This window comes from Sphingobium sp. AS12 (assembly GCF_019097845.1).
GTDB lineage: Bacteria > Pseudomonadota > Alphaproteobacteria > Sphingomonadales > Sphingomonadaceae > Sphingobium.
Map to the genome: position 1 here is coordinate 401637 of NZ_JAHRGM010000024.1, position 22789 is coordinate 424425.

The 22789-nt window shown below is 63.8% G+C and carries 26 protein-coding genes; 18 read left to right on the forward strand and 8 right to left on the reverse strand.

From position 1 onward, the window contains the following. Positions 1–654: a Tim44/TimA family putative adaptor protein gene (locus KRZ98_RS10955; RefSeq protein WP_119747716.1), complete on the reverse strand. Its 654-nt coding sequence runs from the start codon at positions 652–654 to the stop codon at positions 1–3. 183 nt (positions 655–837) lie between these two features. On the opposite strand from KRZ98_RS10955, the gene secB reads away from it, so the two are divergent. From secB to KRZ98_RS10985, 6 genes are all read left to right on the forward strand, one after another. Further along, on the forward strand, positions 838–1344 hold the full coding sequence (gene secB / locus KRZ98_RS10960) for a protein-export chaperone SecB (protein ID WP_217673567.1): 507 nt from the start codon (positions 838–840) through the stop codon (positions 1342–1344). A gap of 146 nt (positions 1345–1490) precedes the next feature. After that, a complete protein-coding gene (gene murJ / locus KRZ98_RS10965) occupies positions 1491–3077 on the forward strand; it encodes a murein biosynthesis integral membrane protein MurJ (RefSeq protein ID WP_217673568.1) in 1587 nt (528 codons plus the stop codon). Positions 3078–3084: 7 nt separating this feature from the next. Continuing rightward, positions 3085–4089, forward strand: a complete 1005-nt coding sequence (gene trpS / locus KRZ98_RS10970; protein WP_217673569.1) for a tryptophan--tRNA ligase — start codon at positions 3085–3087, stop codon at positions 4087–4089. Between the two features lie 154 nt (positions 4090–4243). Further along, positions 4244–4906, forward strand: a complete 663-nt coding sequence (locus KRZ98_RS10975; protein ID WP_217673570.1) for a DUF4136 domain-containing protein — start codon at positions 4244–4246, stop codon at positions 4904–4906. A 367-nt stretch (positions 4907–5273) separates the two neighbouring features. Continuing rightward, positions 5274–6509, forward strand: a complete 1236-nt coding sequence (locus tag KRZ98_RS10980; protein WP_217673571.1) for a dicarboxylate/amino acid:cation symporter — start codon at positions 5274–5276, stop codon at positions 6507–6509. Continuing rightward, positions 6506–6661, forward strand: coding sequence for a hypothetical protein (locus KRZ98_RS10985; protein WP_217673572.1), 156 nt, complete (start codon positions 6506–6508; stop codon positions 6659–6661). Before KRZ98_RS10980 ends, KRZ98_RS10985 begins: the two co-directional genes overlap by 4 nt. Before the next feature lie 5 nt (positions 6662–6666). Here KRZ98_RS10985 and KRZ98_RS10990 read toward each other — a convergent pair whose 3' ends face one another. From KRZ98_RS10990 to mutM, 4 genes are all read right to left on the reverse strand, one after another. After that, positions 6667–7248 carry a peptidylprolyl isomerase gene (locus KRZ98_RS10990; protein WP_217673573.1) on the reverse strand — a complete coding sequence of 194 codons (582 nt, stop codon included), beginning with the start codon at positions 7246–7248 and terminating at the stop codon, positions 6667–6669. A 45-nt stretch (positions 7249–7293) separates the two neighbouring features. Then, complete coding sequence (gene dnaA, locus KRZ98_RS10995; RefSeq protein ID WP_217673574.1) at positions 7294–8694, reverse strand: chromosomal replication initiator protein DnaA; 1401 nt, start codon at positions 8692–8694, stop codon at positions 7294–7296. Positions 8695–9126: 432 nt separating this feature from the next. Further along, entirely contained in the window at positions 9127–9390 is a 264-nt protein-coding gene (gene rpsT / locus KRZ98_RS11000; protein ID WP_006955720.1) for a 30S ribosomal protein S20, read from the reverse strand. A gap of 118 nt (positions 9391–9508) precedes the next feature. Next, positions 9509–10321: a bifunctional DNA-formamidopyrimidine glycosylase/DNA-(apurinic or apyrimidinic site) lyase gene (mutM, locus tag KRZ98_RS11005; protein ID WP_217673575.1), complete on the reverse strand. Its 813-nt coding sequence runs from the start codon at positions 10319–10321 to the stop codon at positions 9509–9511. An 82-nt stretch (positions 10322–10403) separates the two neighbouring features. On the opposite strand from mutM, the gene KRZ98_RS11010 reads away from it, so the two are divergent. From KRZ98_RS11010 to KRZ98_RS11055, 10 genes are all read left to right on the forward strand, one after another. Then, complete coding sequence (locus tag KRZ98_RS11010) at positions 10404–11135, forward strand: class I SAM-dependent methyltransferase (RefSeq protein WP_217673576.1); 732 nt, start codon at positions 10404–10406, stop codon at positions 11133–11135. A 126-nt stretch (positions 11136–11261) separates the two neighbouring features. Then, entirely contained in the window at positions 11262–12794 is a 1533-nt protein-coding gene (gene ubiB / locus KRZ98_RS11015) for a 2-polyprenylphenol 6-hydroxylase (RefSeq protein ID WP_217673577.1), read from the forward strand. 56 nt (positions 12795–12850) lie between these two features. Beyond that, the gene (locus tag KRZ98_RS11020; RefSeq protein WP_217673578.1) at positions 12851–13225 is read left to right on the forward strand and encodes a hypothetical protein; all 375 of its coding nucleotides are present in this window, start codon (positions 12851–12853) and stop codon (positions 13223–13225) included. 65 nt (positions 13226–13290) lie between these two features. Next, entirely contained in the window at positions 13291–13587 is a 297-nt protein-coding gene (locus KRZ98_RS11025) for a nucleotidyltransferase family protein (protein WP_217673579.1), read from the forward strand. A 2-nt stretch (positions 13588–13589) separates the two neighbouring features. Then, positions 13590–13937 (forward strand): HepT-like ribonuclease domain-containing protein, encoded by a 348-nt coding sequence (locus KRZ98_RS11030; protein WP_217673580.1) that lies wholly within the window; start codon positions 13590–13592, stop codon positions 13935–13937. Continuing rightward, entirely contained in the window at positions 13934–15238 is a 1305-nt protein-coding gene (locus KRZ98_RS11035; protein ID WP_217673581.1) for a phosphopantothenate--cysteine ligase family flavoprotein, read from the forward strand. The genes KRZ98_RS11030 and KRZ98_RS11035 overlap by 4 nt, the downstream gene beginning before the upstream one ends. Next, positions 15213–15668: a dUTP diphosphatase gene (gene dut / locus KRZ98_RS11040; protein WP_217673582.1), complete on the forward strand. Its 456-nt coding sequence runs from the start codon at positions 15213–15215 to the stop codon at positions 15666–15668. The genes KRZ98_RS11035 and dut overlap by 26 nt, the downstream gene beginning before the upstream one ends. Before the next feature lie 6 nt (positions 15669–15674). Continuing rightward, positions 15675–16154, forward strand: coding sequence for a hypothetical protein (locus KRZ98_RS11045; protein ID WP_217673583.1), 480 nt, complete (start codon positions 15675–15677; stop codon positions 16152–16154). Continuing rightward, entirely contained in the window at positions 16151–16918 is a 768-nt protein-coding gene (locus tag KRZ98_RS11050) for a HesA/MoeB/ThiF family protein (RefSeq protein ID WP_217673584.1), read from the forward strand. The genes KRZ98_RS11045 and KRZ98_RS11050 overlap by 4 nt, the downstream gene beginning before the upstream one ends. Next, on the forward strand, positions 16906–17271 hold the full coding sequence (locus KRZ98_RS11055; protein WP_217673585.1) for a DsrE family protein: 366 nt from the start codon (positions 16906–16908) through the stop codon (positions 17269–17271). Before KRZ98_RS11050 ends, KRZ98_RS11055 begins: the two co-directional genes overlap by 13 nt. Before the next feature lie 3 nt (positions 17272–17274). Here KRZ98_RS11055 and KRZ98_RS11060 read toward each other — a convergent pair whose 3' ends face one another. The 3 genes from KRZ98_RS11060 to KRZ98_RS11070 are packed head-to-tail and all read right to left on the reverse strand — an operon-like array spanning position 17275 to position 19938. Further along, positions 17275–18351, reverse strand: coding sequence for a M48 family metallopeptidase (locus KRZ98_RS11060; RefSeq protein WP_217673586.1), 1077 nt, complete (start codon positions 18349–18351; stop codon positions 17275–17277). Between the two features lie 5 nt (positions 18352–18356). Next, positions 18357–19442, reverse strand: coding sequence for a YjgN family protein (locus KRZ98_RS11065; protein WP_217673587.1), 1086 nt, complete (start codon positions 19440–19442; stop codon positions 18357–18359). Positions 19443–19500: 58 nt separating this feature from the next. Beyond that, positions 19501–19938 carry a biopolymer transporter ExbD gene (locus KRZ98_RS11070; RefSeq protein WP_254798238.1) on the reverse strand — a complete coding sequence of 146 codons (438 nt, stop codon included), beginning with the start codon at positions 19936–19938 and terminating at the stop codon, positions 19501–19503. 166 nt (positions 19939–20104) lie between these two features. Between KRZ98_RS11070 and thrS the strand changes: the two genes are divergently transcribed. Next, positions 20105–22093, forward strand: a complete 1989-nt coding sequence (gene thrS / locus KRZ98_RS11075; RefSeq protein WP_217673588.1) for a threonine--tRNA ligase — start codon at positions 20105–20107, stop codon at positions 22091–22093. Positions 22094–22222: 129 nt separating this feature from the next. Next, positions 22223–22756 carry a translation initiation factor IF-3 gene (infC, locus tag KRZ98_RS11080; RefSeq protein ID WP_006955743.1) on the forward strand — a complete coding sequence of 178 codons (534 nt, stop codon included), beginning with the start codon at positions 22223–22225 and terminating at the stop codon, positions 22754–22756. Positions 22757–22789: the final 33 nt, after the last annotated feature.

Here is a 22789-nt window from a genome sequence, read left to right on the forward strand (position 1 = left end):
TCACGCTTCGTCGGTTTCGCTAAGCTTCCAGTTGGGATCGGCGCTGCGAATGTCGCGGGTGAAGGTCCAGATATCGTTGGTGCCGACCGCGTCGGTCATCGACCCGGCGACGACATTGCCGTCCTTGTCGCGGGTGACGGCGGCGATGTCGGCCTCAAACCGCAGCGCGACCTGGGCGATACGGCCATCGACGGACGCTTCGACAATCTGGGCCTTTTCGATTCGGACCAGCCGGTTATCGAGGACGTGCCCCTCCGCCTCACGGGCGGCAATCGCCTCTTCAAACGATGCGCGCACATCCTCGTCACACAGCCAGGCCAGTTCATCGCGGTCGCCGCGCCAAAAGGCTTCCAGCACCATGCGATAGGCGCTCTTTGCGCCGTCGACGAATTGTGGCACGTCGAAGCTGCGGTCGGCGGCGATCAGCGCGCGGACACCCATTTCAGCGCCGGGTGCGATCAGTCCATCGGCCAGACGCACCGAATCGCCCGCCATTTCAGTGGCGGGGCGCGGTTGCAGGACCGTCACCTTGGCGCGGTCCTCAGCCGGGCGCAGCGCAGGCTCCTGTTCGTGCCCGGTACGCTTGCCGAGAACGGAATAGAGCCGCAGCGCCAGAAAACCGGCGATCATGGCGAGGATGACAATCACATACACGGAAGGCTATACCCTTTGTGTGGGGACAATGTTCCGACCAACATAGGCATGTTTGCACGCAACTTCAAATAGGCCGGTTGCACGGCGTGGCATTGCCCTGCCCTTCCGCCCCTGCTAAGCGCGCGGGTCATCGCAAAGGGGGGCTTGCCGCCCGCCGGACAACAGGGAAAGCCAGGACAGACGATGGCCGACGAAGTCGACACCAACTACACCGTGAACACCCAAGTCAATGGCGCCGACACCGCGCCGCAGATCGCGCTGATCAGCCAATATGTGAAGGACCTGTCGTTCGAAAACCCGAACGCACCGGCCTGCTACCAGTGGCCCGACCAGCCGCAGATCGACGTCCAGTTCAACATCGGTGCCGACAAGGTCGGCGAAGAAGTGCTGGAAGTCTCGCTGAAGATCGAAGTGAAGGCTGTCGCGCCACAGGGCACCGCCTTTGCCGTCGAGCTGCTCTATGCCGCCCTGTTCGGGATGCGTAACGTGCCGGAGGATCAGGTTCAGCCCTTCATGCTGGCCGAAGCCCCGCGCCTCATCTTCCCCTTCGCCCGCCGCGTGCTGGCCGACGCGATCCGCGACGGCGGCTTCCCGCCGCTGCTGCTCGACCCGATCGATTTTGGCGCTCTGTATTTGCAGCAGGCGCAGCAGATGGAAACGACCGCGGGCGAGCCTGCCGGTCACGCCTGACATCCATTTTCAACCGTTCGTGCTGAGTAGGGACTGAGCTTGTCGAAGGCCCATATCGAAGCATCCGCACCATCCGTCGATAGGCCGCTTCGACAAGCTCAGCGGCTACTTAGGACGAACGGGGTTTATATCGTGAGAGGGCGGCTATGGGCCTGCTGAGAGCCACCTCCACCATTGGCGGACTGACGCTGGTCAGCCGGATTTTGGGGATGGTGCGCGACATGCTGGTGGCGCGCTTTCTGGGCGCGGGGCTGGCGTCCGATGCCTTCCTGATCGCCTGGCGCCTGCCCAACCTGTTCCGCGCCCTCTTTGCCGAGGGCGCTTTTGCCGCCGTGTTCGTGCCGATGTTCAACCGGACGATGGCGGAAGGGGACAAGGACGCACCGGGCAGTGGCAAGGCGGTCGCGGTCTCCTTTGCCGGGCAGATCTTGTCGATCCTGTTCCCGGTGCTGGTCCTTTTTTCGCTGCTCATGATGGCGCTGGCCGCGCCGGTGGTCTGGGCGATGACCGGGGGCTTCCCCGATGGTGGCCCGGCCAAGTTCGATCTGGCCGTCACGCTGACCCGCATCACCTTTCCCTATCTGGCGCTGATCAGTCTCGTCTCGCTGCTGGGTGGCATATTGAATTCGCTCGACCGTTTCTGGGTGAATGCCGCCGCGCCCGTGCTGCTGAACCTGTGCATGATCGGCGCGGTGCTGTTTTTTCGCGGCGCTACCCCGGTCGAGACCGCGCATACGCAGGCGATTGCGGTCACCGTCTCCGGGCTGTTGCAACTATTGTGGCTGATCTGGGCCTGCCGCCGCGCTGGCGTGGTGCTGCGGCTCCAGCGACCGCGCCTTTCGCCGCAGGTGCGCCGGTTGCTGTCGCTGATCGGCCCGGCGGCGCTGGGCGCAGGCGCGATCCAGTTCAACCTCCTGATCTCCACCAGCCTTGCCGCCCGCTTCCTGCCGCAAGGAGCGGTCAGCTATCTTTATTATGCCGATCGCCTCAACCAGTTGCCACTAGGCCTGATCGGCATCGGCGTTGGCACTGCCATCCTGCCTGCCCTCTCGCGCCAGATCGGGTCGGGCAATGAACAGGCCGCCAGCCATACCCAGAATCGGGCAATGGAACTCGCGCTGTTCCTAGCCCTGCCCGCTGCCGTCGCGCTATGCCTGTCGGCAACACCGCTCATTCGCGGGCTGCTCCAGCATGGTGCCTTCACCGCGACCGACACGATCGGCGCAGCAGGTGCGCTTGCCGCCTTTGCCTTGGGCGTCCCCGCCTATGTCCTGATCAAGGTGCTGACACCCGGCTTCTATGCGCGGCAGGACACGAAAACGCCCGTGCGGATCGCCGTATTCTCCATGCTGTTCAATCTGGTCGGCAATCTCACTCTCATCTGGCCGTTCGGTCATGTCGGCGTGGCGATCTCCACCGCGATCGCCGCTTGGGTCAATGTGCTGATCCTCTACTGGCTGCTCCATCGCCGCGACCAGTTGCGGATGGACGCGCGGTTCCGTGGAAAGGCGCTGCGCATCATTGCCGCCAGTGCGATCATGGGCGGGGCGCTGCTGCTGCTCAATCCGCTGGTCGATCCATATATGGCGGGCAGCCTGATCCAGCGCATCGTCGCGCTTGGCCTGTTGTGTGGGATTGGCGGTCTGGTCTATGGGGCGGCGGCCCTGATCGTCCGGGCCTATAGTATCACCGAATTGCGTGGCGCCCTGCGCCGTGCGCCCAAAGCGAGTTAATCGACCCATGCGCGTCCTTTCCGGCATCCAGCCCACCGGCAATCTGCACCTTGGCAATTATCTGGGCGCGATCCGCAACTGGGTGAAGATGCAGGATGAAATGGATGCGGAGAGCCAGTGCTTCTTCTTCCTCGCCGACATGCACTCGATCACGGTGCATGAAGGGCGCGAACAGCGTATCCGCAACGTGCGCGACATGGCCGCCGCGCTGGTCGCGGCCGGGATCGATCCCGACCGGTCGGTCCTGTTCAACCAAGCCCGCGTCCCCGCCCATGCGGAGCTGTGCTGGTTATTGAACGGCACCGCGCGGATCGGCTGGCTCAACCGCATGACCCAGTTCAAGGACAAGGCGGGCAAGGATCGCGAAGGCGCGTCGGTCGGCCTGTTCGTCTATCCCGTGCTGCAAGCCGCCGACATACTCCTCTATCAGGCGACCCATGTGCCGGTGGGCGAGGACCAGAAGCAGCATCTGGAACTGTGCCGCGACATCGCGACCAAATTCAACACCGATTTCAGCGCAGACGTTTTCACCCTGCCCGCGCCGATCATCCCCAAGGAAAGCGCGCGCATCATGTCGCTGCGCGACGGGACGGCGAAAATGTCCAAGTCCGATCCATCGGACCTCAGCCGCATCAACCTGACCGACGATGACGATGCGATCATGGCCAAGGTGAAAAAGGCCAAGAGCGATCAGGACATGCTACCGGAGACCGCCGAAGGGCTCGCGGGCCGTCCCGAAGCAGGCAATTTGGTCGGCATATTGGCGACGATGACCGGCCGTACCACCGACGCGGTCTGCGCTGAATTTGCCGGCAAGGGCTTTGGCGCGTTCAAACCGGTGCTGGGCGAAGTGCTGGTCGAAACGCTGCGCCCGATTCGCCAGCGCTTTCTGGAGCTGCGCACCGAGGACGCGGCGCTCGACGCGATCCTGGACAAGGGCGCGGCCAAGGCGGCGACGGCAGCAGAACCGACGCTGCGTGCGGCCTATGATGCGATGGGGCTGATGCGCTGACGGGTTTGACCGGTCGGCAACGTCCCTGACCTGACAGAACATGCTTTGCGCCCGTTCGGTTACTTCGTGCGTTCAAATGATGTTCAGTTGCGTTTTGCTATCGCACGGCGCACATAGTTCATGAGGCTCCATGCCTGGTACAGGACGCAGAAAAATGACCCGTTTCAAGAAGTTCGGCATGTTCGCGGCCCCCGCTCTGGCGCTGGCGGCGCTTTCTGGCTGCGCCACCCCGTTCAAGGCTGATGTGGCGCGCTTCCAGCAGCTCCCCGCGCCTGCGGGCCAGAGCTTCACGATCGTCGCGGATAATCCGCAACTGGCCGGCGGCCTTGAATTTTCCCATTATGCCGCATTGGTTGGCCAGCGGCTGAGCCAGACCGGCTATGTCGCAGCCAGCGATCCGGCCAGCGCTGACCTGATCGTCCGTGTCGCCTATGACGTCGATAATGGCCGGGAGAAGATACGCTCGACCGGCTTTGGCGGCGGCTGGGGTGCCGACCCGTTCCTGTATGGCGGCGGCTGGGGAATGCGCGGCCGCTGGGGCCGTCCTTGGGGCTATGGCTTTTATGATCCCTGGCTGTTCGGCGGTGGCGGCTTCAACGATGTGTCGAGCTACACCGTCTATACCAGCGACCTCAGCATGAAGATCGATCGCGCCGCCGACAATCGCCGCCTGTTCGAGGGCAAGGCAAGCGCGCGGTCGCTGTCGAATAAGCTGACCTATCTGGTCCCCAATCTGATCGACGCGATGTTCACCAACTTCCCCGGCCAGAATGGCGAGGATGTGAAGATCACTTTGCCGCCCGAAAAAAAGGGCTGAGGCAGGCACAAGTTACGGGGCGGCTCCCAGCCTGACCCGATTGGCCCGGCGATCTCGCGTGATCGCCGGGCCTTCTTTTCGGGGGGGGGGGGAGCGTGCCCCCTCTCCCTTGAGGGAGAGGGATGCGCAGACTTGGCAGCTTGCTGCCTAGTCGCAGCTGGGAGAGGGTGTGCTGCCATCGAAGAAACGCGCCACGCCAGCGCCGAACCCCCTCATCCAACTGCGCCTAACCTCACTATGCTCGGTAAGGCTCCGTATCCTTCTCCCCGTGGGGACAAGGCGCGGGTGCGCATTTTTTCCTGTCCTCTTGGCCGCAACAGCCGTTAGCCTGTCTCCGCGCATCGTTGCGTTGGGGGAAGCTAAGCCTATGTCCTTAACCGTCCGAATCCTGATCGCGCTGCTGCTGGGCTTGAGTTGCGGCATTGCGCTGACCGAATGGGGTGGGGCTTGGGAGAGCGACATGGTCGCGCTAGCGCAGCCGCTGGGGTCGGCCTGGCTCAATGGCCTGCAAATGCCGCTCATCCCGCTGATCTTCGCGCTGCTGGTGACGGGCATTGCACAGGCTGCCACGACCGCGCGGACCAGTGGCATGGCCGGGCGGGCGATCGCGTTGTTCGCAATATTGCTCACCGCGTCGGCCACGGTCGCCGCGCTGGTCGGGCCACTAATGCTGCATCTCTGGCCCGTGCCGCCCGGCGCGGTCGGGGCGCTGACCGGGGCGGAGGGCATATCGGAGGTGCCGGACGTGCGCCCGTCGGCGCAATGGTTGCTGGGCTTCATCCCGACCAATCCGATCCGCTCGGCTGCTGATGGACAAGTGGTCGCGGTGGTGCTGTTCGCATTGATCTTCGGCTTTGCCGTCACCCGCATTGCCGACGCCCGCCGTGCGCAACTGACCGGCCTGTTCGAGGCGCTGGCCGATGCGCTGCTGGTCGTGGTCGGCTGGGTGTTATGGCTGGCCCCGATCGGCGTGTTCGCGCTGGCGCTGGTCGCGGGCGCACGGTCCGGCCTCGCAACCGCAGGCGCGCTGCTCCATTATATTGGCTTCATCGTGCTGATCTGCGTTATCGTCACGCTGCTGGTCTATCCGCTGGCGGTGCTGCTGGGCCGGATCGCGCCGGGTCGATTCGCCCGCGCCGTCCTGCCCGCGCAGGCCATCGCCTTTTCGACCCAAAGCTCGATAGCCTCGCTACCCGCAATGATCCAGGCGAGTGACGGGCCGCTGGCGGTGCGCGAGACCAGCCGCTCGATCGTCCTGCCGCTCGCCATCTCGCTGTTCCGCATCACCAGCCCGCCCGCCAATCTGGGCGTCGCCCTCTATGTGGCGGCGATGAACGGCGTGGCGCTGGGGCCGGCGCAGTTGGTAATGGGCGTGTTGGTCGCGGCGATCGTCAGCTTGGCGGCGGTCGGCCTGCCCAGCCAGATCACCTTCTTCACCACCACCGGCCCCATTTGCCTGGCGATGGGCGTGCCGGTCGAGGCGCTGCCGCTGCTGCTGGCGGTGGAAACGGTGCCCGATATTTTCCGCACCGTCGGCAATGTGACGGCGGATATGGCGGTGGCGCGGATCGTGGATCAAACTATGCAGGCTGACGTGCCATGAGCGGTATCGATGGCACCGACATAGCGGCTCTATGGGAAGGCCTTGCCGGACTGGCGCGTAGGACTGGCGGATGGGGCTGCTACTGGATGGTGATCCTCATCCCTTTTCTCGGCTTCGGCGCACTCCTGCTATATGTGGCGTTCGTCGACTGAACGCCTTACGGCACTCGCCGCGCCGTGAGGATCTTCACCGGGGCTTCGAGCATCTGGCCCTTCATCACCCCCTCGCCCGCCGTTGCGGATTTGGGCGCGGTCAGGATGGCTTTCACCACGTCCAGCCCCTCGACCACATGGGCGAACACGGCAAAGCCCTGATTGTCGCCCGCCGCATCCGGGTGCGCGTCCATGGCGGGCATCTTGCCCAGCACGATGAAGAAGTCGGCGGTCGCGCTGCCCGGCGCATAGCGGGCCATCGACAGCGCACCGTCGTCATGGGTCAGGCCGGTCTGCGTCGTGGGTTCATGCTTGATCGGCGGCAACAGCCGTTCGGGATCATTTTGCGCCCCGCCCTGGACAAAGCCATAGTCTGCCCCGCCGACGCCGCGATAGAAGCTGGTGCCGTCCAGCCGCTTGCCGTCGACATAAGCGAGGAAATTGGCGGCGGTCACCGGTGCCTTGTCGGCATGGACCGCCACGATGATTCGCCCGGCGCTGGTGTCGATCGCGACGCGCACATCGCCCTGCGCCATGGCTGGCAAAGGCAGGAGGAGGGCGAACAGAAGGAAGAGGGCGCGAATCATGGTCGCCAGCCTAACTGCTCCAATCCCGGACGCCAGAGGGTTTGATCACCCCTCCAGCTGGCGCAGCAGCGCGCGCACGTCGGCGTCGATCTCCGGGTTGCTCTCGCGCAGCCCCTCGATCGTGCGGACGGCGTGGATAACCGTGCTATGATCGCGTCCGCCAAAGATGCGGCCGATTTCGGGCAGGGAGCGCGGTGTCATCTTCTTGGCCAGATACATGGCGACCTGACGCGGGCGGGCGACGGCGCGGGCGCGGCGCTTGGATCGCATTTCCGACGCGTCGATCTTGTAATGGGCGGCGCACACCTTCTGGATTTCATCCACGGTGATGCGCCGGGCATTGGCGCGCACCGCGTCGGCCAGCATCCCCTGCGCAAAATCCAGGTCGATCGCGCGGCCGGTCAGCTGGCCATAGGCGACCAGCTTGTTGAACGCCCCTTCAAGCTCACGGACGTTGGAGCGAATCGAGCGGGCGAGGAAATCGATGACCGCGTCGGGCACCGGCGGATCGCCCGCCACCGCGCGCTTGGCTTCCAATATGGCGAGACGCAGATCGAGATCGGCCGGCAATATGTCGGCGACCAGCCCGCCCGCAAGGCGCGACAGGATGCGCGCGTCGATCGATTCGAGCCGCTGGGGCGGACGATCGGCGGTCACGACGATGCGCGCGCCCGAATCGATCAGGTCGTTGATCGTGTGGAGAAATTCCTCCTGCGTCGATCCCTTGCCCGCGATGAACTGGATGTCGTCGATCAGCAGCAGCCGGGCGGCGCGCAACCGCGCCTTGAACGCCATCGTCTCATTGGCGCGCATCGCGTTCACAAATTCCATCATGAAGCGTTCGGCCGACATGTAGAGAACCGGCGCTGCAGGCGAATGGTCGGAAAAGGCGCGGGCAATGGCATGGAGCAGGTGGGTCTTGCCCTGGCCAGTGCCACCATGAATGAACAGCGGGCTGAACCGGGGTTCCGCCTCCCCCGCCATCGCCAGCGCTGCCGAGCAGGCCAGCCGGTTGCTGTCACCGGTGACAAAATCGGCAAAGCCATGGCGCGGCTGGAAATTGGAGGCGACCGGTTGCGGCGCGGGCGCGGCGACCGGTTCGACATGGACGACTTCGAGCAGGCGTGGTCCGGTCGCATCGGCCGCGCGATGCAGACGCACTTCGCGCACGCCGACATTGGCCGCGCGCCACGCCATGCGCAGCCGGTCGCCAAATTGGCCGGACACGAAATTGGCGCTGAAATCGGTGGCGACGAGCAGGTCAAGCGTCTGCGATTCGGGGCAGTAGTCGCCCAGCCGTACGGGCTTAAGCCACTGGTCGAACATGCGCGCGCCAATGTCGCGGCGCAGCCCGGCGCGGATAGCGGCCCAGGCGGCCTCTAGGCTGGAATCAGCCTGGCTCCCCTCTCCGTCCTGCCAAGCTGTCACTAACGCATGATCCTTCATAGACTTCGCCGACCCTACCCGCTGCCCCCCGGTTATGGGCAGGAAAAAATACGCACGACACCCGATCGGAAAAGCCCCCGCTTTACCGAGTATGATGCGTCAACCAGTCACATGACGACCGCCCAAAGGTGATTCGATGGCGGCCGGATTTCAAAAATAGACAGGGGTGCAGGGTTGGATCAAGGGCGCGGGCATTCAAAAAAATGAAATAAAGCCGTTGACTCGGCAAACCCACGGAAAATGAAGGACAATGAAATTATCATTGTTTTCCAGTAATTTATAACCGCCTTGTCATGCTGCAATGCGTCGAATCGCGGGAAATGCGCGTGTCTGCAATATGACTGGCCTGTGACTGGTGCCGACGGGACGACAAAAAGCCCGCCCCGGCGATCGGGGCGGGCCTTGTCTGTGCCGATACTGACCCGGAAGGGTTCAGGCGAGCGCGCTGACAGCCTTGGTCAGGCGGCCAAACTTGCGCGCAGCGGTATTCTTGTGCAGCACGCCACGGGCAACACCGCGCGCCAGCTCAGGCTGCACGGTCTGCAGCGCGGTAGCGGCCGCTTCCTTGTCACCGGTGGCAAGCGCGGCTTCCACCTTCTTCACCAGGGTGCGAATCCGGCTGATGCGGGCGCCATTGATGGCAGCGCGACGTTCATTGCGGCGGATGCGCTTCTTGGCTTGCGGCGTATTGGCCATTTAGAGTCCTCGGTTCTCGTCAATATATGAAAAGAGACCAGTCGGACTCGCCAACCCGCCTCGTGAAGGTGCGCGCCTTACAGCGGTTCATTCCGGTCGTCAACCGGTGGGCAGTATCCTAATTCTGGCATTTCGGGCAGAAAAAGGTCGATCGGCCGCCATCCACCCGGCGCTGCACCGTGCCGCCGCACGGGCATATCTCGCCTTCGCGGCCATAGACACGCCATTGTTTGGAAAAATAGCCCAGTTCCCCGTCCGGCCTCGCATAATCGCGCAGCGTCGATCCGCCCGCAACGATGGCGGCGGCCAGCACTTCCCGAATCGCATCGACCAGCAAAGTCAGGCGCGGGCGGCTGATCTTGCCCGCCGCGCGGGTGGGGGCGATGCCCGCCATGTTGAGCGCTTCGCACACATAGATATTGCCCAGCCCCGCGACGATTCGCTGATCGAGCAGCGCCGCCTTGATCGACGTCGCCTTGCCCGCCAGCGCGCGCGCCAATGCCGCCGCGTCGAAATCCGGGCCGAGCGGCTCCGGTCCCATTCGGGTGAAGGGGCTATAGGCTTCCCACGCATCGCTGCGCACCAGATCGACCGAACCGAAGCGGCGCGGATCGTTGAGCGCCAGCAACCGCCCTGCCCCGGTTTCCAGAATCAGATGGTCGTGGGTGCCGATTTCGGTCGGGTCCACCCGCCAGCGCCCCGACATCCCTAAATGAAATATCATCATGTCGCCCCGGTCGGTGGCGATCAGCCCATATTTGGCGCGCCGGGTCAGCGCGGTCACGGTCGCCCCCGTCAGCCGCTGGCGCAGGTCCACAGGGATCGGAAAGCGCAGGTCCGCGCGGCGCGGCTCGACACGGGCAAGCACCGCGCCCTCCAGCACGGATCGCAGCCCCGCCACGGTGGTTTCGACTTCGGGAAGTTCTGGCATAAGGACCATCTAGGCAAAGCCGTTGCCAATTCCCAGCTTCTTGGCTGGAACGACGCGCAATCTCTGTCTAGAGGATCATCCCATGAGCGAAACAGCATCCTTTGGCTATCGGGACGTCGATGCCGCCGAAAAACAGGGCATGGTCCGTGAGGTCTTTTCCAACGTCGCGGCCAAATATGACCTGATGAACGACGCCATGTCGATGGGCGCGCACAGGCTATGGAAGGACCAGTTCGTTGCCCGCGTAAAACCGCGGTCCGGCGAAGCGATTCTGGACATGGCGGGCGGCACCGGCGACATCGCCTTCCGGATGCACAAATATGGTGCGCATGTCACCGTGTCGGACATCAACCCCGAAATGCTGGGCGTGGGCATGGAGCGGGCGAAGAAGAAGGGGCTGGAAGGCCTGCTCTGGTCCGAACAAAATGCCGAAGAGCTGAGCTTTTCCGACCGCAGCTTCGACGCCTATACGATCGCCTTTGGCATCCGCAACGTCACCCATATCGACAAGGCATTGGCGGAAGCGCAACGGGTGCTGAAGTTTGGCGGGCGCTTCTTCTGCCTGGAATTTTCGACCACGACCTGGCCGGGCTTTTCGGATGTCTATGATGTCTATTCGCACAGACTCGTCCCGCAACTGGGGAAGCTGTTCGCCAATGATGCCGACAGCTACCGCTATCTGATCGAATCGATCCGCCGCTTCCCGCCCATGCCCAAATTCGAGGGCATGATCCGCGACGCCGGATTCGTGAACACGAAGGTCGAACCGATATTGGGCGGGCTGGTGGCGATCCATTCGGGCTGGAAGATTTGATGGCCGCGCCGACAAAGCCCCTCCCCTTCAGGGGAGGGGTTGGGGTGGGGGCCATCCCCACACGCTGCGCCATCCGGCACGCCCCCACCCCCGGCCCCTCCCCTAAAGAGGAGGGGAGGAAATAATATGACCGCGCACATCACCCATATCTGGCGGCTCCTCAAATGGGGCCGCACGCTGGCGCGCCATGGTGCGTTGCGCGGGATCGAGCGTGATCCGATGACGCCTGCGCCGGTGCGGCGGCTCGTGCGGCTGGCGCGATTCGGCGCGCGGGTTCCCAAGCAGCCCCGCTATGCCGATGCCTTCCAGTCGATCGGCCCGGCCGCGATCAAGCTGGGCCAGACGCTGGCGACCCGGCCCGATCTGGTGGGCGACGCCGCCGCGCTCGACCTGCTGCGCTTGCAGGATGCCCTGCCGCCTGTCCCCTTCGCCACGATCCGCGCGGAGATAGAGGCCAGTTTCGGCAAGCCGCTGGAGCAGATCTACGTCCGGTTTGACGAAGTGCCGGTTGGCGCGGCGTCGATCGCGCAGGTCCATCGCGCACTCACCACCGACGGGCGCGATGTCGCGGTCAAGGTGATCCGCCCCGGCGTGACCGAGCAGTTCAATCGCGACATCGCGACCTATGAATGGGCCGCCGCCCATGTCGAGCAACTGGGCGGCGAAATCGCCCGGCTGCGCCCGCGCCTGGTCATCGCCAACATGAAGCGCTGGACCGCGCGCGAGCTGGATTTGCGGCGCGAGGCGGCCTCCGCCTCCGAACTGGCCGAAGCGATGGTCGCGGAACCGGGCTATCGCGTCCCCGCCATCGATTGGGACCGCACGACCGGCAAGGTCATGACGATGGCCTGGATCGACGGCATCAAGATCAGCGACCGCGAAGCGCTGATCGCGGCGGGGCATGATCTGCCAGCGCTTGCCGCGCGCCTAGTCAACGCCTTCCTGCGCCAGGCGATCGCCGAGGGTTTCTTTCATGCCGATATGCATCAGGGCAATTTGTTCGTCTGCCCCGATGGCGATATCGTCGCGATCGATTTCGGCATCATGGGGCGGATCGACCGGCGCGCGCGCATGTGGCTGGCGGAGATTCTGTACGGCCTGATCACTGGCAACTATAAGCGCGTGGCGGAGATTCACTTCGAGGCGCAATATGTGCCCGCCCACCATAATGTCGCCGAATTCGCGACCGCGCTCCGCGCCGTGGGCGAACCGATGCGCGGCAAGCCGGTGCGCGAATTGTCGGTCGGCGGGATGCTGGATGGGCTGTTCGCCATCACCCGCGATTTCGACATGCAGACCCAGCCGCATCTGCTGCTGCTGCAAAAGACGATGGTGATGGTGGAGGGCGTGGCGACCTCGCTCGACCCCGACATCAACCTGTGGGAAACCAGCGGCCCCTATGTGAAGGGCTGGCTGCGCGACGAACTGGGACCGGAAGCCAAGGCGGCCGACACGCTGATTGAAAATTGGCGCACACTGCAACGCCTGCCGGGGCTGGTCCGCCGGATCGAGGACGCCTTCCCGGAGAAGGGCGGTGCGCCACCGCCGCCGCCGCTGAGTGAGGTCAAGCTGATCCGTGTCGGCGGGGGCTGGCGTTATGTGGTTGTGGCGGTGTTGGCCGCGGCGGCGGGGGCTGGCGTGATGGCATTATTGGGGTGACCGCACGGTCCGTTTTTCTGCCTTCGTTTCTGGCCGCTTTGGCCAGCTTTCCTATAATGGGCCTGTTGTTCATCGGCGGTACGATACTTGCCGATTTTCGGACGATCGGCGTAGGCCCAGCCGTTTTCGCCTTGCTCCGGATATTCTTCTATTCCCTGTTCGCCCCATTCATTCTGCCGTGGTCGAGTGCCGCAGCAATAACCCTCATACTTGTCGCCAGCATCGCTATGGCGCTTCGCCGCATATTTTTGCTCTTGTTCTGGATCACCGTTGGCACTGCAATTGGCGGGGTCATAGCTCAAATCATGCGTTGGGAAATGAACGGCTTTGGCTTGGCCCCGATTGGCCCCTATCTCGATATCACAGCTATAGTCAGTGGTGTTCTGGTTATGATGCTTTCACGAAAATTGATCCTCGAAATTGGTTCTTGATCCGGTGCGATCGTTCAATAACGGCCGGGCTGGCGTGATCCCGCCCTTTATCCTATCTTGAGGCCATGACCCGCGAAGAAGCAATTGCCCGGATCAAGCCGCATGAGGCGGAACTGCGTGCTGCGGGGATCACGTCACTGGCGCTGTTCGGATCGGTAGCGCGGGGCGATGCGCGCGCAGATTCGGACGTTGATCTGATGTGCGAGATTGACAGCAACAGTCGCATGGGCCTGCTCGAATTTATCGGCGTGCAGCTACGGATCGCAGACTTCATGCAGAGTCCGGTCGATCTTGTCGAACGTGTGGCCATGAGACCCCGAATCCGCGCAGCGGCGGAATCGGACATGGTTGCTATCTTCTGAGCGTGGCGGTCAATCGCGACATTGATCGACTGGAGTTGATCGTCGAACTGATCGACCATGTCCGCCGTCGGCTGACGACAGTGACGGAAGAGGCATTTTTGCGCGATCAGGACGAAATCGACCTGACATCCTTTCGCCTGCTGCACATCGGCGAGGCAGCCCACAAATTGTCGGCTGATATCAAGGCGCGGCACCCGGCCCTTCCATGGGCTGCCATCTACCAGATGCGTAATGTCATCAGCCACGACTATCCCGCGATCATACCTTGGCGCATATGGGACACGGCAACGACCAAGCTGGATGCGCTCCATGCGTTGTGCCGTGCCGAACTGGATAATCTTACTCAATGACCCCCCGCATCCTCCTTATCATCTCCGGCGGTATCGCGGCGTATAAGGCGCTCGAACTCGTCCGCCTGCTGCGCAAGCGCGGTATGACCGTGCGGGCGGTGCTGACGCAGTCCGCGCAGCAATTTGTGACGCCGCTCAGCCTTGGTGTCCTGACCGAAAATCCGGTCTTTACCGACATGTTCAACCTGAAGGACGAGCAGGAAATCGGCCATATTCAACTGAGCCGTCAGGCCGACCTGGTCGTGGTTGCCCCCGCGACGGCCAACATATTGGCCAAGATGGCGAACGGCATTGCCGACGATCTGGCCACCACATTGCTGCTGGCGACCGACAAGCCGGTGCTGGCGGTGCCTGCGATGAATGTGCGGATGTGGCATCACAGGGCGACCCAGCGCAATCTGGAGCGGCTCCATGCTGATGGCGTCCATATCATGACGCCCGACGATGGCGAGATGGCGTGCGGCGAATATGGCACCGGGCGATTGCCGGAACCGGAGGCCATCGTAGCGGAAGTGGAGCGGTTGCTCGCCTTGCCCAAGGGGAGCGACCCGCTGGCGGGCCAGCCGGATTTCTCTCTACCCCCGTTCGGTTCGAGCTTGTCGAGAACATGCCACACAGTTCTCGACAAGCTCGAACCGAACGGGGTTAGCTTGCGCGGCAAGCATATCCTCATCACCGCCGGCCCCACCCATGAGCCGATCGACCCGGTGCGCTACATCGCCAATCGGTCGTCGGGCAAGCAGGGTTTCGCCATCGCCGCCGCCGCCGCGCGGGCCGGTGCGCGCGTGACTTTGGTGGCTGGCCCCGTGCATCTGCCAACGCCCGAAGGCGTCACCCGCATCGACGTGCAGACCGCGCGCGACATGCTGGGCGCGGTCGAAAGCGCGCTGCCCGCCGACGCCGCGATCATGGTCGCCGCCGTGGCCGACTGGCGCACCGCCGATGCCGCCGACCAAAAGCTCAAGAAAGACGGTTCCGGCCAACCCGCCCCGCTCACGCTGGTCGAAAATCCGGACATTCTCGCCACGCTCGGCCATCACGCCCGGCGCCCCGCCCTGCTGATCGGCTTTGCCGCCGAAACCCAGAATATCGCCGGTCACGCGCAGGCCAAGCTGGCGCGCAAGGGGGCGGACTGGATCGTCGCCAATGATGTATCGGGCGATGTGATGGGCGGCGACGCCAATGCCGTGCAGATCGTCACCGCGTCCGGCATCGAAACCTGGCCTGTCCTACCCAAGGGCCAAGTCGCAGACAAACTTATCGCAAAGGTCGCTGATGCCCTCTCCGCTCGCCCCGATTGATATTCAATTGAAGCGCCTGCCCCATGGCGCAGGCCTGCCCATCCCTGCCTATGCCACCGCCCATGCGGCGGGCATGGATGTCGTGTCGGCAGAGGAACTGGTCCTGCCACCGGGCGGGCGTCATGCCGTCGCCACCGGCTTTGCGATGGCGATTCCCGAAGGCTATGAGGTGCAGGTGCGCCCCCGCTCCGGCCTTGCGCTCAAACATGGCATCAGCCTGCCAAACACCCCCGGCACGATCGACGCCGATTATCGCGGCGAATTGAAGATCATCCTCATCAACCTGGGCGACGCCCCCTTCCCGATCCAGCGCGGCGACCGTATCGCCCAGCTGGTCGTCGCGCCGGTGCAGCTTGCCAGCTTCACAGAGGTCGATATGCTGGACGACACCGCGCGGGGACAGGGCGGCTTTGGTTCGACAGGAGTGTGACACGCGATGACGATGCTGCTTTCGCTGATGCTGGCTGCGACCCCGGTGGCCGACGCCCTGCCGCCCATGCCGCAGGATCTGTCCGGCGTTCCGGTCATCGAAGGCTGGCTGGGGCGCAAGATTTCGCCGCGCTGGTCGGAAGATGTCGCGAAGCTGTATCGGCGCGGTAAATGTCGTGGCGCAGTACCCTATGAAGGATCAAACCTGCTGGAGATCGACGTCCTGTTCCTGTTGACGGAGGACGGCAAGCCGCTGAAGATCGCGCCAGTCAACGCCAATTGCCCGGACGTGGAGAAGTTCGTCAGTCGTCGCATCCTCGGCACGCTGGGCAATTCTTTCCGCAATAATGGTCAGGCCGTGGTGAAGCCCGTCATGGTGGACGGGCGCACCATTGGCACGGCGCGCCAGACCGCCGATGACAATCGCCCGACTGGCCCGGTCTGGATGCGCTCGCAGGTCCGCTTCCTCTGGTCCGACGCGCCATGACGCTGAGCGACGATCAGTTGGAGCGCTATGCCCGCCATATCGTGCTGAAGGAAATTGGCGGCGCGGGACAGGCGCGGCTCTTGTCCGCCGATGTCGCGGTGATCGGCGCGGGCGGCATTGGCAGCCCGGCGATCCTCTATCTCGCTGCCGCTGGCGTCGGCACCATCCGGGTGATCGACGATGACGCGGTCGCGCTGTCCAACCTGCAACGGCAGGTCTTGTTCGGCACGGCGGACGTCGGCGGGCCCAAGGCGGAAGTCGCGATGGCGGCGGTCGCGCGGCTGAACCCGGACGTCAAGCTGATCCCGATCAACGCGCGGATCGACGCGGACAATGCCGCGCTGATGCTGCGCGATGCGGACGTAGTGCTGGACGGCAGCGACAGTTTCACGACCCGGCTGGCGGTCGCCGGCGCGGCGCAACGGTTGCGCATTCCGCTCGTCTCGGCGGCGGTCGGCCCGTTTGAGGGACAGATCGCCACCTATCGCGGCTGGGAAGCGGACAAGCCCTGTTATCGCTGCCTGGTGGGTGCGCCCGAAGATGCGCCGGAACGCAATTGCGCCGAAACCGGCGTTATCGGCGCACTCACCGGCGCGATGGGCAGTCTGGCCGCGCTGGAGGTGATCCGCGCCCTCGTGCCTTTCGGCGCGGACATGGCCGGGCGGCTGCTGATCGCCGATCTTCTGTCCATGCGGTTCCGCACGCTCGACGTCCCCAAAGACGCCGCCTGCCCGGCCTGCGCCGTGCAACTATGCGTCCCTTAAGGATTATCGTCACCGCCGCTGACGCTGAAAGGCTGCGTGGCGCGCTGGTGCTGGCTAGTGCGCAGGCGGCGCTGGGTGGCGCAGCGGCGCTGTTCCTGCAACTCGATGCCGTCGCCCTGCTCCGCCCTCCGGTCACCGCGCCAGAGGACGCGGCGCACCGTGCGGCGGGCTTGCCTGACCTCGCCACCCTGCTGACCGAAGCACAGGCGCTGGGCGTCACCATCAACGCCTGTCAGAGCGGGCTGGCGCTGTGCGCTATGTCGGCGGATGCGCTGCCGCCGGGCGTTGATGTCGGCGGACCTGTGGCGTTCATGCAGGCGACCGGCGATGATGCGCGGCTGCTGTTCGGCTAACGATCAGAAGTCACGGCCCCAGGCCTTGGCGACATCGGGATCGGCTGCGCAGGACGCCCGCAGCGCGCGCCACTGCGCCGCATCGAGCGCCGGGCGATAGCGCGCGCCCGGCTCGACGGCTGCGGCAAAACGCTTGCGCCGTTCGCTCGACAGTGGGTGCGAGGATAGCCAGGTCATGGCCTGCCCCTCGCGTGTCGTTTCACGCTTCCCGCCCATGCGCATGAAGAAATCCGCCGTGCGCGCCGGGGAAATGGCCGCCCGCCGCATCTGGTCGATCGCAACCCCGTCCGCCGCAGCCTCGGCATTGCGGCCATAGCTGAGCGCCAGCACGCTGTTGAGATAGCCCCCACTGCTCCCACCAAAGCCGCCCAGCACGACACTCAGCCCCAATTGCCGCACGAGTCCCGCCACCGTGTCACGATGCCGGACATGGCCCAGTTCATGGCCAAGGATGCCAGCCACCTCGTCGGGCGACCCGGCCTGTTGCACCAGTCCGTCAAACAGGATGATCCGCCCGCCCGGCAGGGTGACCGCATTGACCAGCGGAATGTTGGCGATGGCGATGTCGCGCGCTTCCCCCTGGGGATCGACCCGCGCCACCAGCGCCCGCAACGCCGCGTCACCCGCCTGTGTGTGGCAAAAGCGCCCGCCAAAATCGCCAACCATCGCGTCGCCCATCCGGTTTTCCCAGCTTTGCGGGATCAGCGGCGCGATAACAGCGGGTGCCTCCGCCGCACCCCAGACCACGAGCGCTGCAATGACCGTAAAGACGCCAGCCGCCGGCCAGAATCCGAAACGGTCGATCCATCGACCATAGCGTTCGACTCTGGGCAGATGCGCGGCAATCTCAGCCGGTGCCTGACCGGCAAAACCCATGCGCCAGCCAGGCAAGGCGCGATGGCCGTAGGCCGACCGTCCTTTCTCCGCACCGATGACGGTCAGGTCGGCCCAATCGACCAACGTGCCGGTCCAGCCGCTATCCGCCTCCTGCAAGTAAAAGCCTGTCACGTCGGGTTGGAGCAGCACGTCGCGCCGGATGGCCGTCACGCCATCATAGTGCCACAGCCGAAAATCGGACATGGCGATCAGAACGCTCCTACGTCGAAGGCATCAAGCAGGCCTTCGCCATGACGATCGGTCCTGGTCTGCGACTGCGTCAGCTGATCGGTATAGACTTCGCCAGCCGCGCCCATGTGGGTGATGAAGAATTTCCAATGGCGATATTCCAGAAAGATCGCCCCGATCCCCAACGTGCCCACCACCAGCGCGACGTCCACGAAGAATAGCGCAAGCCAATCGTCGGTGCTCGCCTCGAACGAGAATTGCAGGCCGCCCAGCGTGAGATTGTCGATCGCCTCGCGCAGGAAGGCGGCGTAATACGCCAGCGCGATCAAACCAAGCAAAACATAAACACCAACGGAGATGACCAGAAAGGCAATGATGCGCAGGATCGGCGGGAAGTTGGACGTCACCCAGACACCGCCCAGATATCCGCCAAAGGTTCCGGCCGTCGCCACGGCCAGCAGCACGAACAGGATCGGTGCCAGATAGAAGAGCAAAAAGCGCTTCATGAGCGGCCGGGCGCGGCCGTGGGCAACGAAAGGCTCCGACCCGAAGCTCATCCGGTTCATGCGGCGATTCCACAAGGACATCATCGACCAGGGGATCAGCAAGCCGAACGGCAGATAGGCGACCAGCGTGCGCCACATATATTGCAGGCCATAGCCAAAACCCCGATCGTCGCTGCCGCCTCTGATGCCGTGCCACCAGGTCCGGCTCAGACGGTACCGCAGCGCGCGGAAGCGGGCGACGCCGGTAAAGTAGAAGATCGTGAAGCCCGCGACCATCGTGAGGATGCCGGCCAAAGCCGTGTGTCCTTGCAGCAGCAACGCCTGCGCGCCGAACTGAAGGAACAGAAAGGGCAGGCCGATCAGCAACACCACCATCAGGAAGCCAAAGAACAGTTCCTTGCCCGTCCCTGTCCACTCCAACCAATCGTCAATGAAGCGCGTATTCGCCCACAAATAGCGCCGGGTCCGCGCCGTCGCCCAGAAGCGATAGACGCCCAGCGTCACGATCGTCAGGAACAGGTTGGTAAAAGCAATCGGCGCATAACTGCGCCAACTGCCTTCGAACGCGAAACTGGCTTGCGCGTCCACATCGTCCGTCATCTATGCCCCCAAATATACCCCGGAGGCCACAAGACATGGACGAAAGCGGAGGGTCAAGTCAGAAGTCGCGATAGCGTTCGTTACCCACAAACCCCAATTTGGTCACGCCCGATCGCCTGATGTCGGCCAGCACTTCATCGACCGCCAGATAGCGGGCGGCGGCATCAGGCTGGAACTGCAATTCCGGTTCGACCGGCATCCGCAGCGACGCGGCGAGATATTGGCGCAGCGTCAGCCGGTCGACCGCCGCACCGTTCCAGCGGATCACGCCATCGGCATCGACGCCGACCTTGTTCTTGACCGGATCGGGCATCGGCTGCTGCGGCGTCACCGGGGTCTGGGGCAGGTCGATGCCAACACTGTGCGTCTGGATCGGGATGGTGATGATGAACATGATGAGCAGCACCAGCATGACGTCGATCAGCGGCGTCGTGTTCATCTCTCCCATCGGCATGTCGCCCGACGGGATAACGGGTGATGACAGGCGTGAAACCATGAAACCCTCCTGCGATAAAATGTTATGTTAGAACATATCTGATGCGCCTTTTCCTGTTTGTCGGCAAGTCCCCTTCTATTGACAGGCAGGGCGGCCCATTTATGGGGAAGGCGCGGCATTTGCGGCCGCTCTCCGCTTAGCCTTTCAAGGAAATCCTGTGTCCGCCATGCTCAAAATCACTCTGCCCGACGGTAACGTGCGCGAAGTCGCGCCCGGCACTACCCCGGCGGATATTGCAGCGGCGATCGGGCCGGGGCTGGCCAAGGCGGCGATTGCGGCGCGGGTCGATGGCGAGTTGCGCGATATCAACCGCCCGCTGGAGCAGGACGCGACGCTGGCGCTGGTGACGGCGAAGGATGAGGCCGACGCGCTGGAACTGGCGCGGCATGATTTCGCGCATATCCTTGCCGAAGCGGTGCAGACCCTGTTCCCCGGCACGCAGATCACCTTCGGCCCGTCCACCGACGACGGCTTCTATTATGATTTCGCGCCCAACCCCGAACGCGGCCCCTTCACCGACGAGGATCTGCCCGCGATCGAGGCGAAGATGCGGGAGATCATCGCCGCCGACAAGCCGCTGCGCCGCGAAGTCATCGCCCGCGACACGCTGATTGCGCAATGGCAGGCGGCGGGCGAAACGTTCAAGGCGCAGTGGGCCGCCGAACTGCCCCAGGGCGAGGAACTGACCGTCTATCATAGCGGTGACGGCTGGTATGACATGTGCCGTGGCCCGCATTTGGCCTCGACCGGGCGGCTCGATCCGTCGGCCTTCAAGCTGACGCGGGTGTCGGGCGCTTATTGGCGCGGCGATCAGAACAATGCGATGCTGTCCCGCATCTACGGCACCGGCTGGCTCAACAAGAAGCAACTGGCCGAACATCTGACGCGCCTGGAAGAAGCGGCCAAGCGCGACCATCGCAAGCTGGGCGCAGAGATGGACCTGTTCCACCTGCAACAGGAAGCGCATGGCAGCGTGTTCTGGCATCCCAAGGGCTATCTGATCTGGCGTCAGCTGGAGGCCTATATGCGCCGCGCCATCGACGATGCGGGCTATCGCGAGGTCAAGACGCCGCAGGTGATGGACGCGCGCCAGTGGGAAACGTCGGGCCATTGGGGCAAATATCGCGAAAACATGTTCGTCATCCCCGACGAAGTGCCTAACGTCGACGATGAAGGCCCGCTGGTGTCGGACGATGCCGACTGGATGGCATTGAAGCCCATGAACTGCCCGGCGCATGTGCTGATCTTCCGTCAGGGGATCAAAAGCTATCGCGACCTGCCGCTGCGCTTCTACGAAAATGGCTGCTGCCACCGCAACGAGCCGCATGGCGCGCTGCACGGCCTGATGCGGGTGCGGCAATTCACGCAGGACGACGCGCATATCTTCTGCCGCGAGGATCAGATTGTCGAGGAAGTCCGCGCCTTCTGCGCGCTGGCCGACCGAATCTACAAGGATTTCGGTTTTACCTACTCGATCAAGCTGGCCCTGCGCCCCGAAAAGCGCTTCGGCAGCGAGGAGATGTGGGACAAGGCGGAGAATGAACTGCGCGCCGCCGTTGCCGCCGCGGGTCTCAACACGCCGGAATTTGGCTGGGAAGAACTGCCGGGCGAAGGCGCTTTCTACGCGCCCAAGCTGGAATGGCATCTCACTGACGCGATCGGCCGGACATGGCAGGTCGGCACGATCCAGTCGGACCGCGTCCTGCCCGAACGACTCGACGCCAGCTATGTCGGCGAAGATGGCGAACGGCATCGCCCCGTCATGCTCCACCGCGCCATTTTCGGCAGCTATGAACGCTTCATCGGCATCCTGATCGAACATTATGCCGGGCGCTTTCCGGCCTGGCTGGCCCCGGTGCAGGCGGTGGTCGCGACCATCGTGTCGGACGCGGACGACTATGCGGGCGAGGTGCTGGCGAAGCTGCGCGCCGCGGGCATCCGCGCCGAAGCGGACCTGCGCAACGAGAAGATCAATTACAAGGTGCGCGAACATAGTCTCGCCAAAGTCCCCAACCTGCTGGTCGTGGGCCGGCGGGAGGCGGAGGAAGGCAAGGTCGCGCTGCGCGTGCTGGGCAGCGACGGGCAGAGCTTCCTTTCGCTCGACGAAGCGATTTCCCGCCTTGCAAATGAAGCCCGCGCGCCCGATATGCTGTAGCGGCTGCAATGCCACAGGGTTCGTGATTCCTTGACTGAGGATCACGGACCCCTTTGCGCTTTGCCAAAAAGCCGCTAAGAGCCACTCGTTTTTGCAACGACCATAGGAGATACTGCTATACGTCCCCCAATGATGCGCCGCCCGCTGGCGCCGCCGCCGAAATCCGGCCCTCGCTACAATGAATTCATCACGGTCCCCAAAGTCCGCGTGATTGACGGGGAAGGCGAGAATCTGGGTGTGATGTTTACGCAGGAAGCGATCGAACAGGCGGCCGATGTCGGCCTGGACCTGGTCGAAGTATCGCCCACGGCTGACCCGCCGGTCTGCAAGTTTCTGGACATCGGCAAATATAAGTACGAAGCCCAGAAAAAGGCGAATATCGCCCGCAAGACGCAAAAGACGCAGGAACTCAAAGAGATCAAGATGCGTCCGAACATCGACGATCATGACTATGATACGAAGATGAAGAAGGTGCATGATTTCATCGGCGACGGCGACAAGGTGAAGATCACCCTGCGCTTCCGTGGCCGCGAACTCAGCCACCAGCAACTCGGCATGGCCCTGCTCCAGCGCGTCGCGGAAAATGTCGCCGAAGTCGCCAAGGTCGAAGCCTATCCCCGCATGGAAGGCCGCCAGATGCTGATGGTGCTGGCCCCGAAGTAAAATTTTGTTCTGCTCATGTACCAAAAGGGGCGG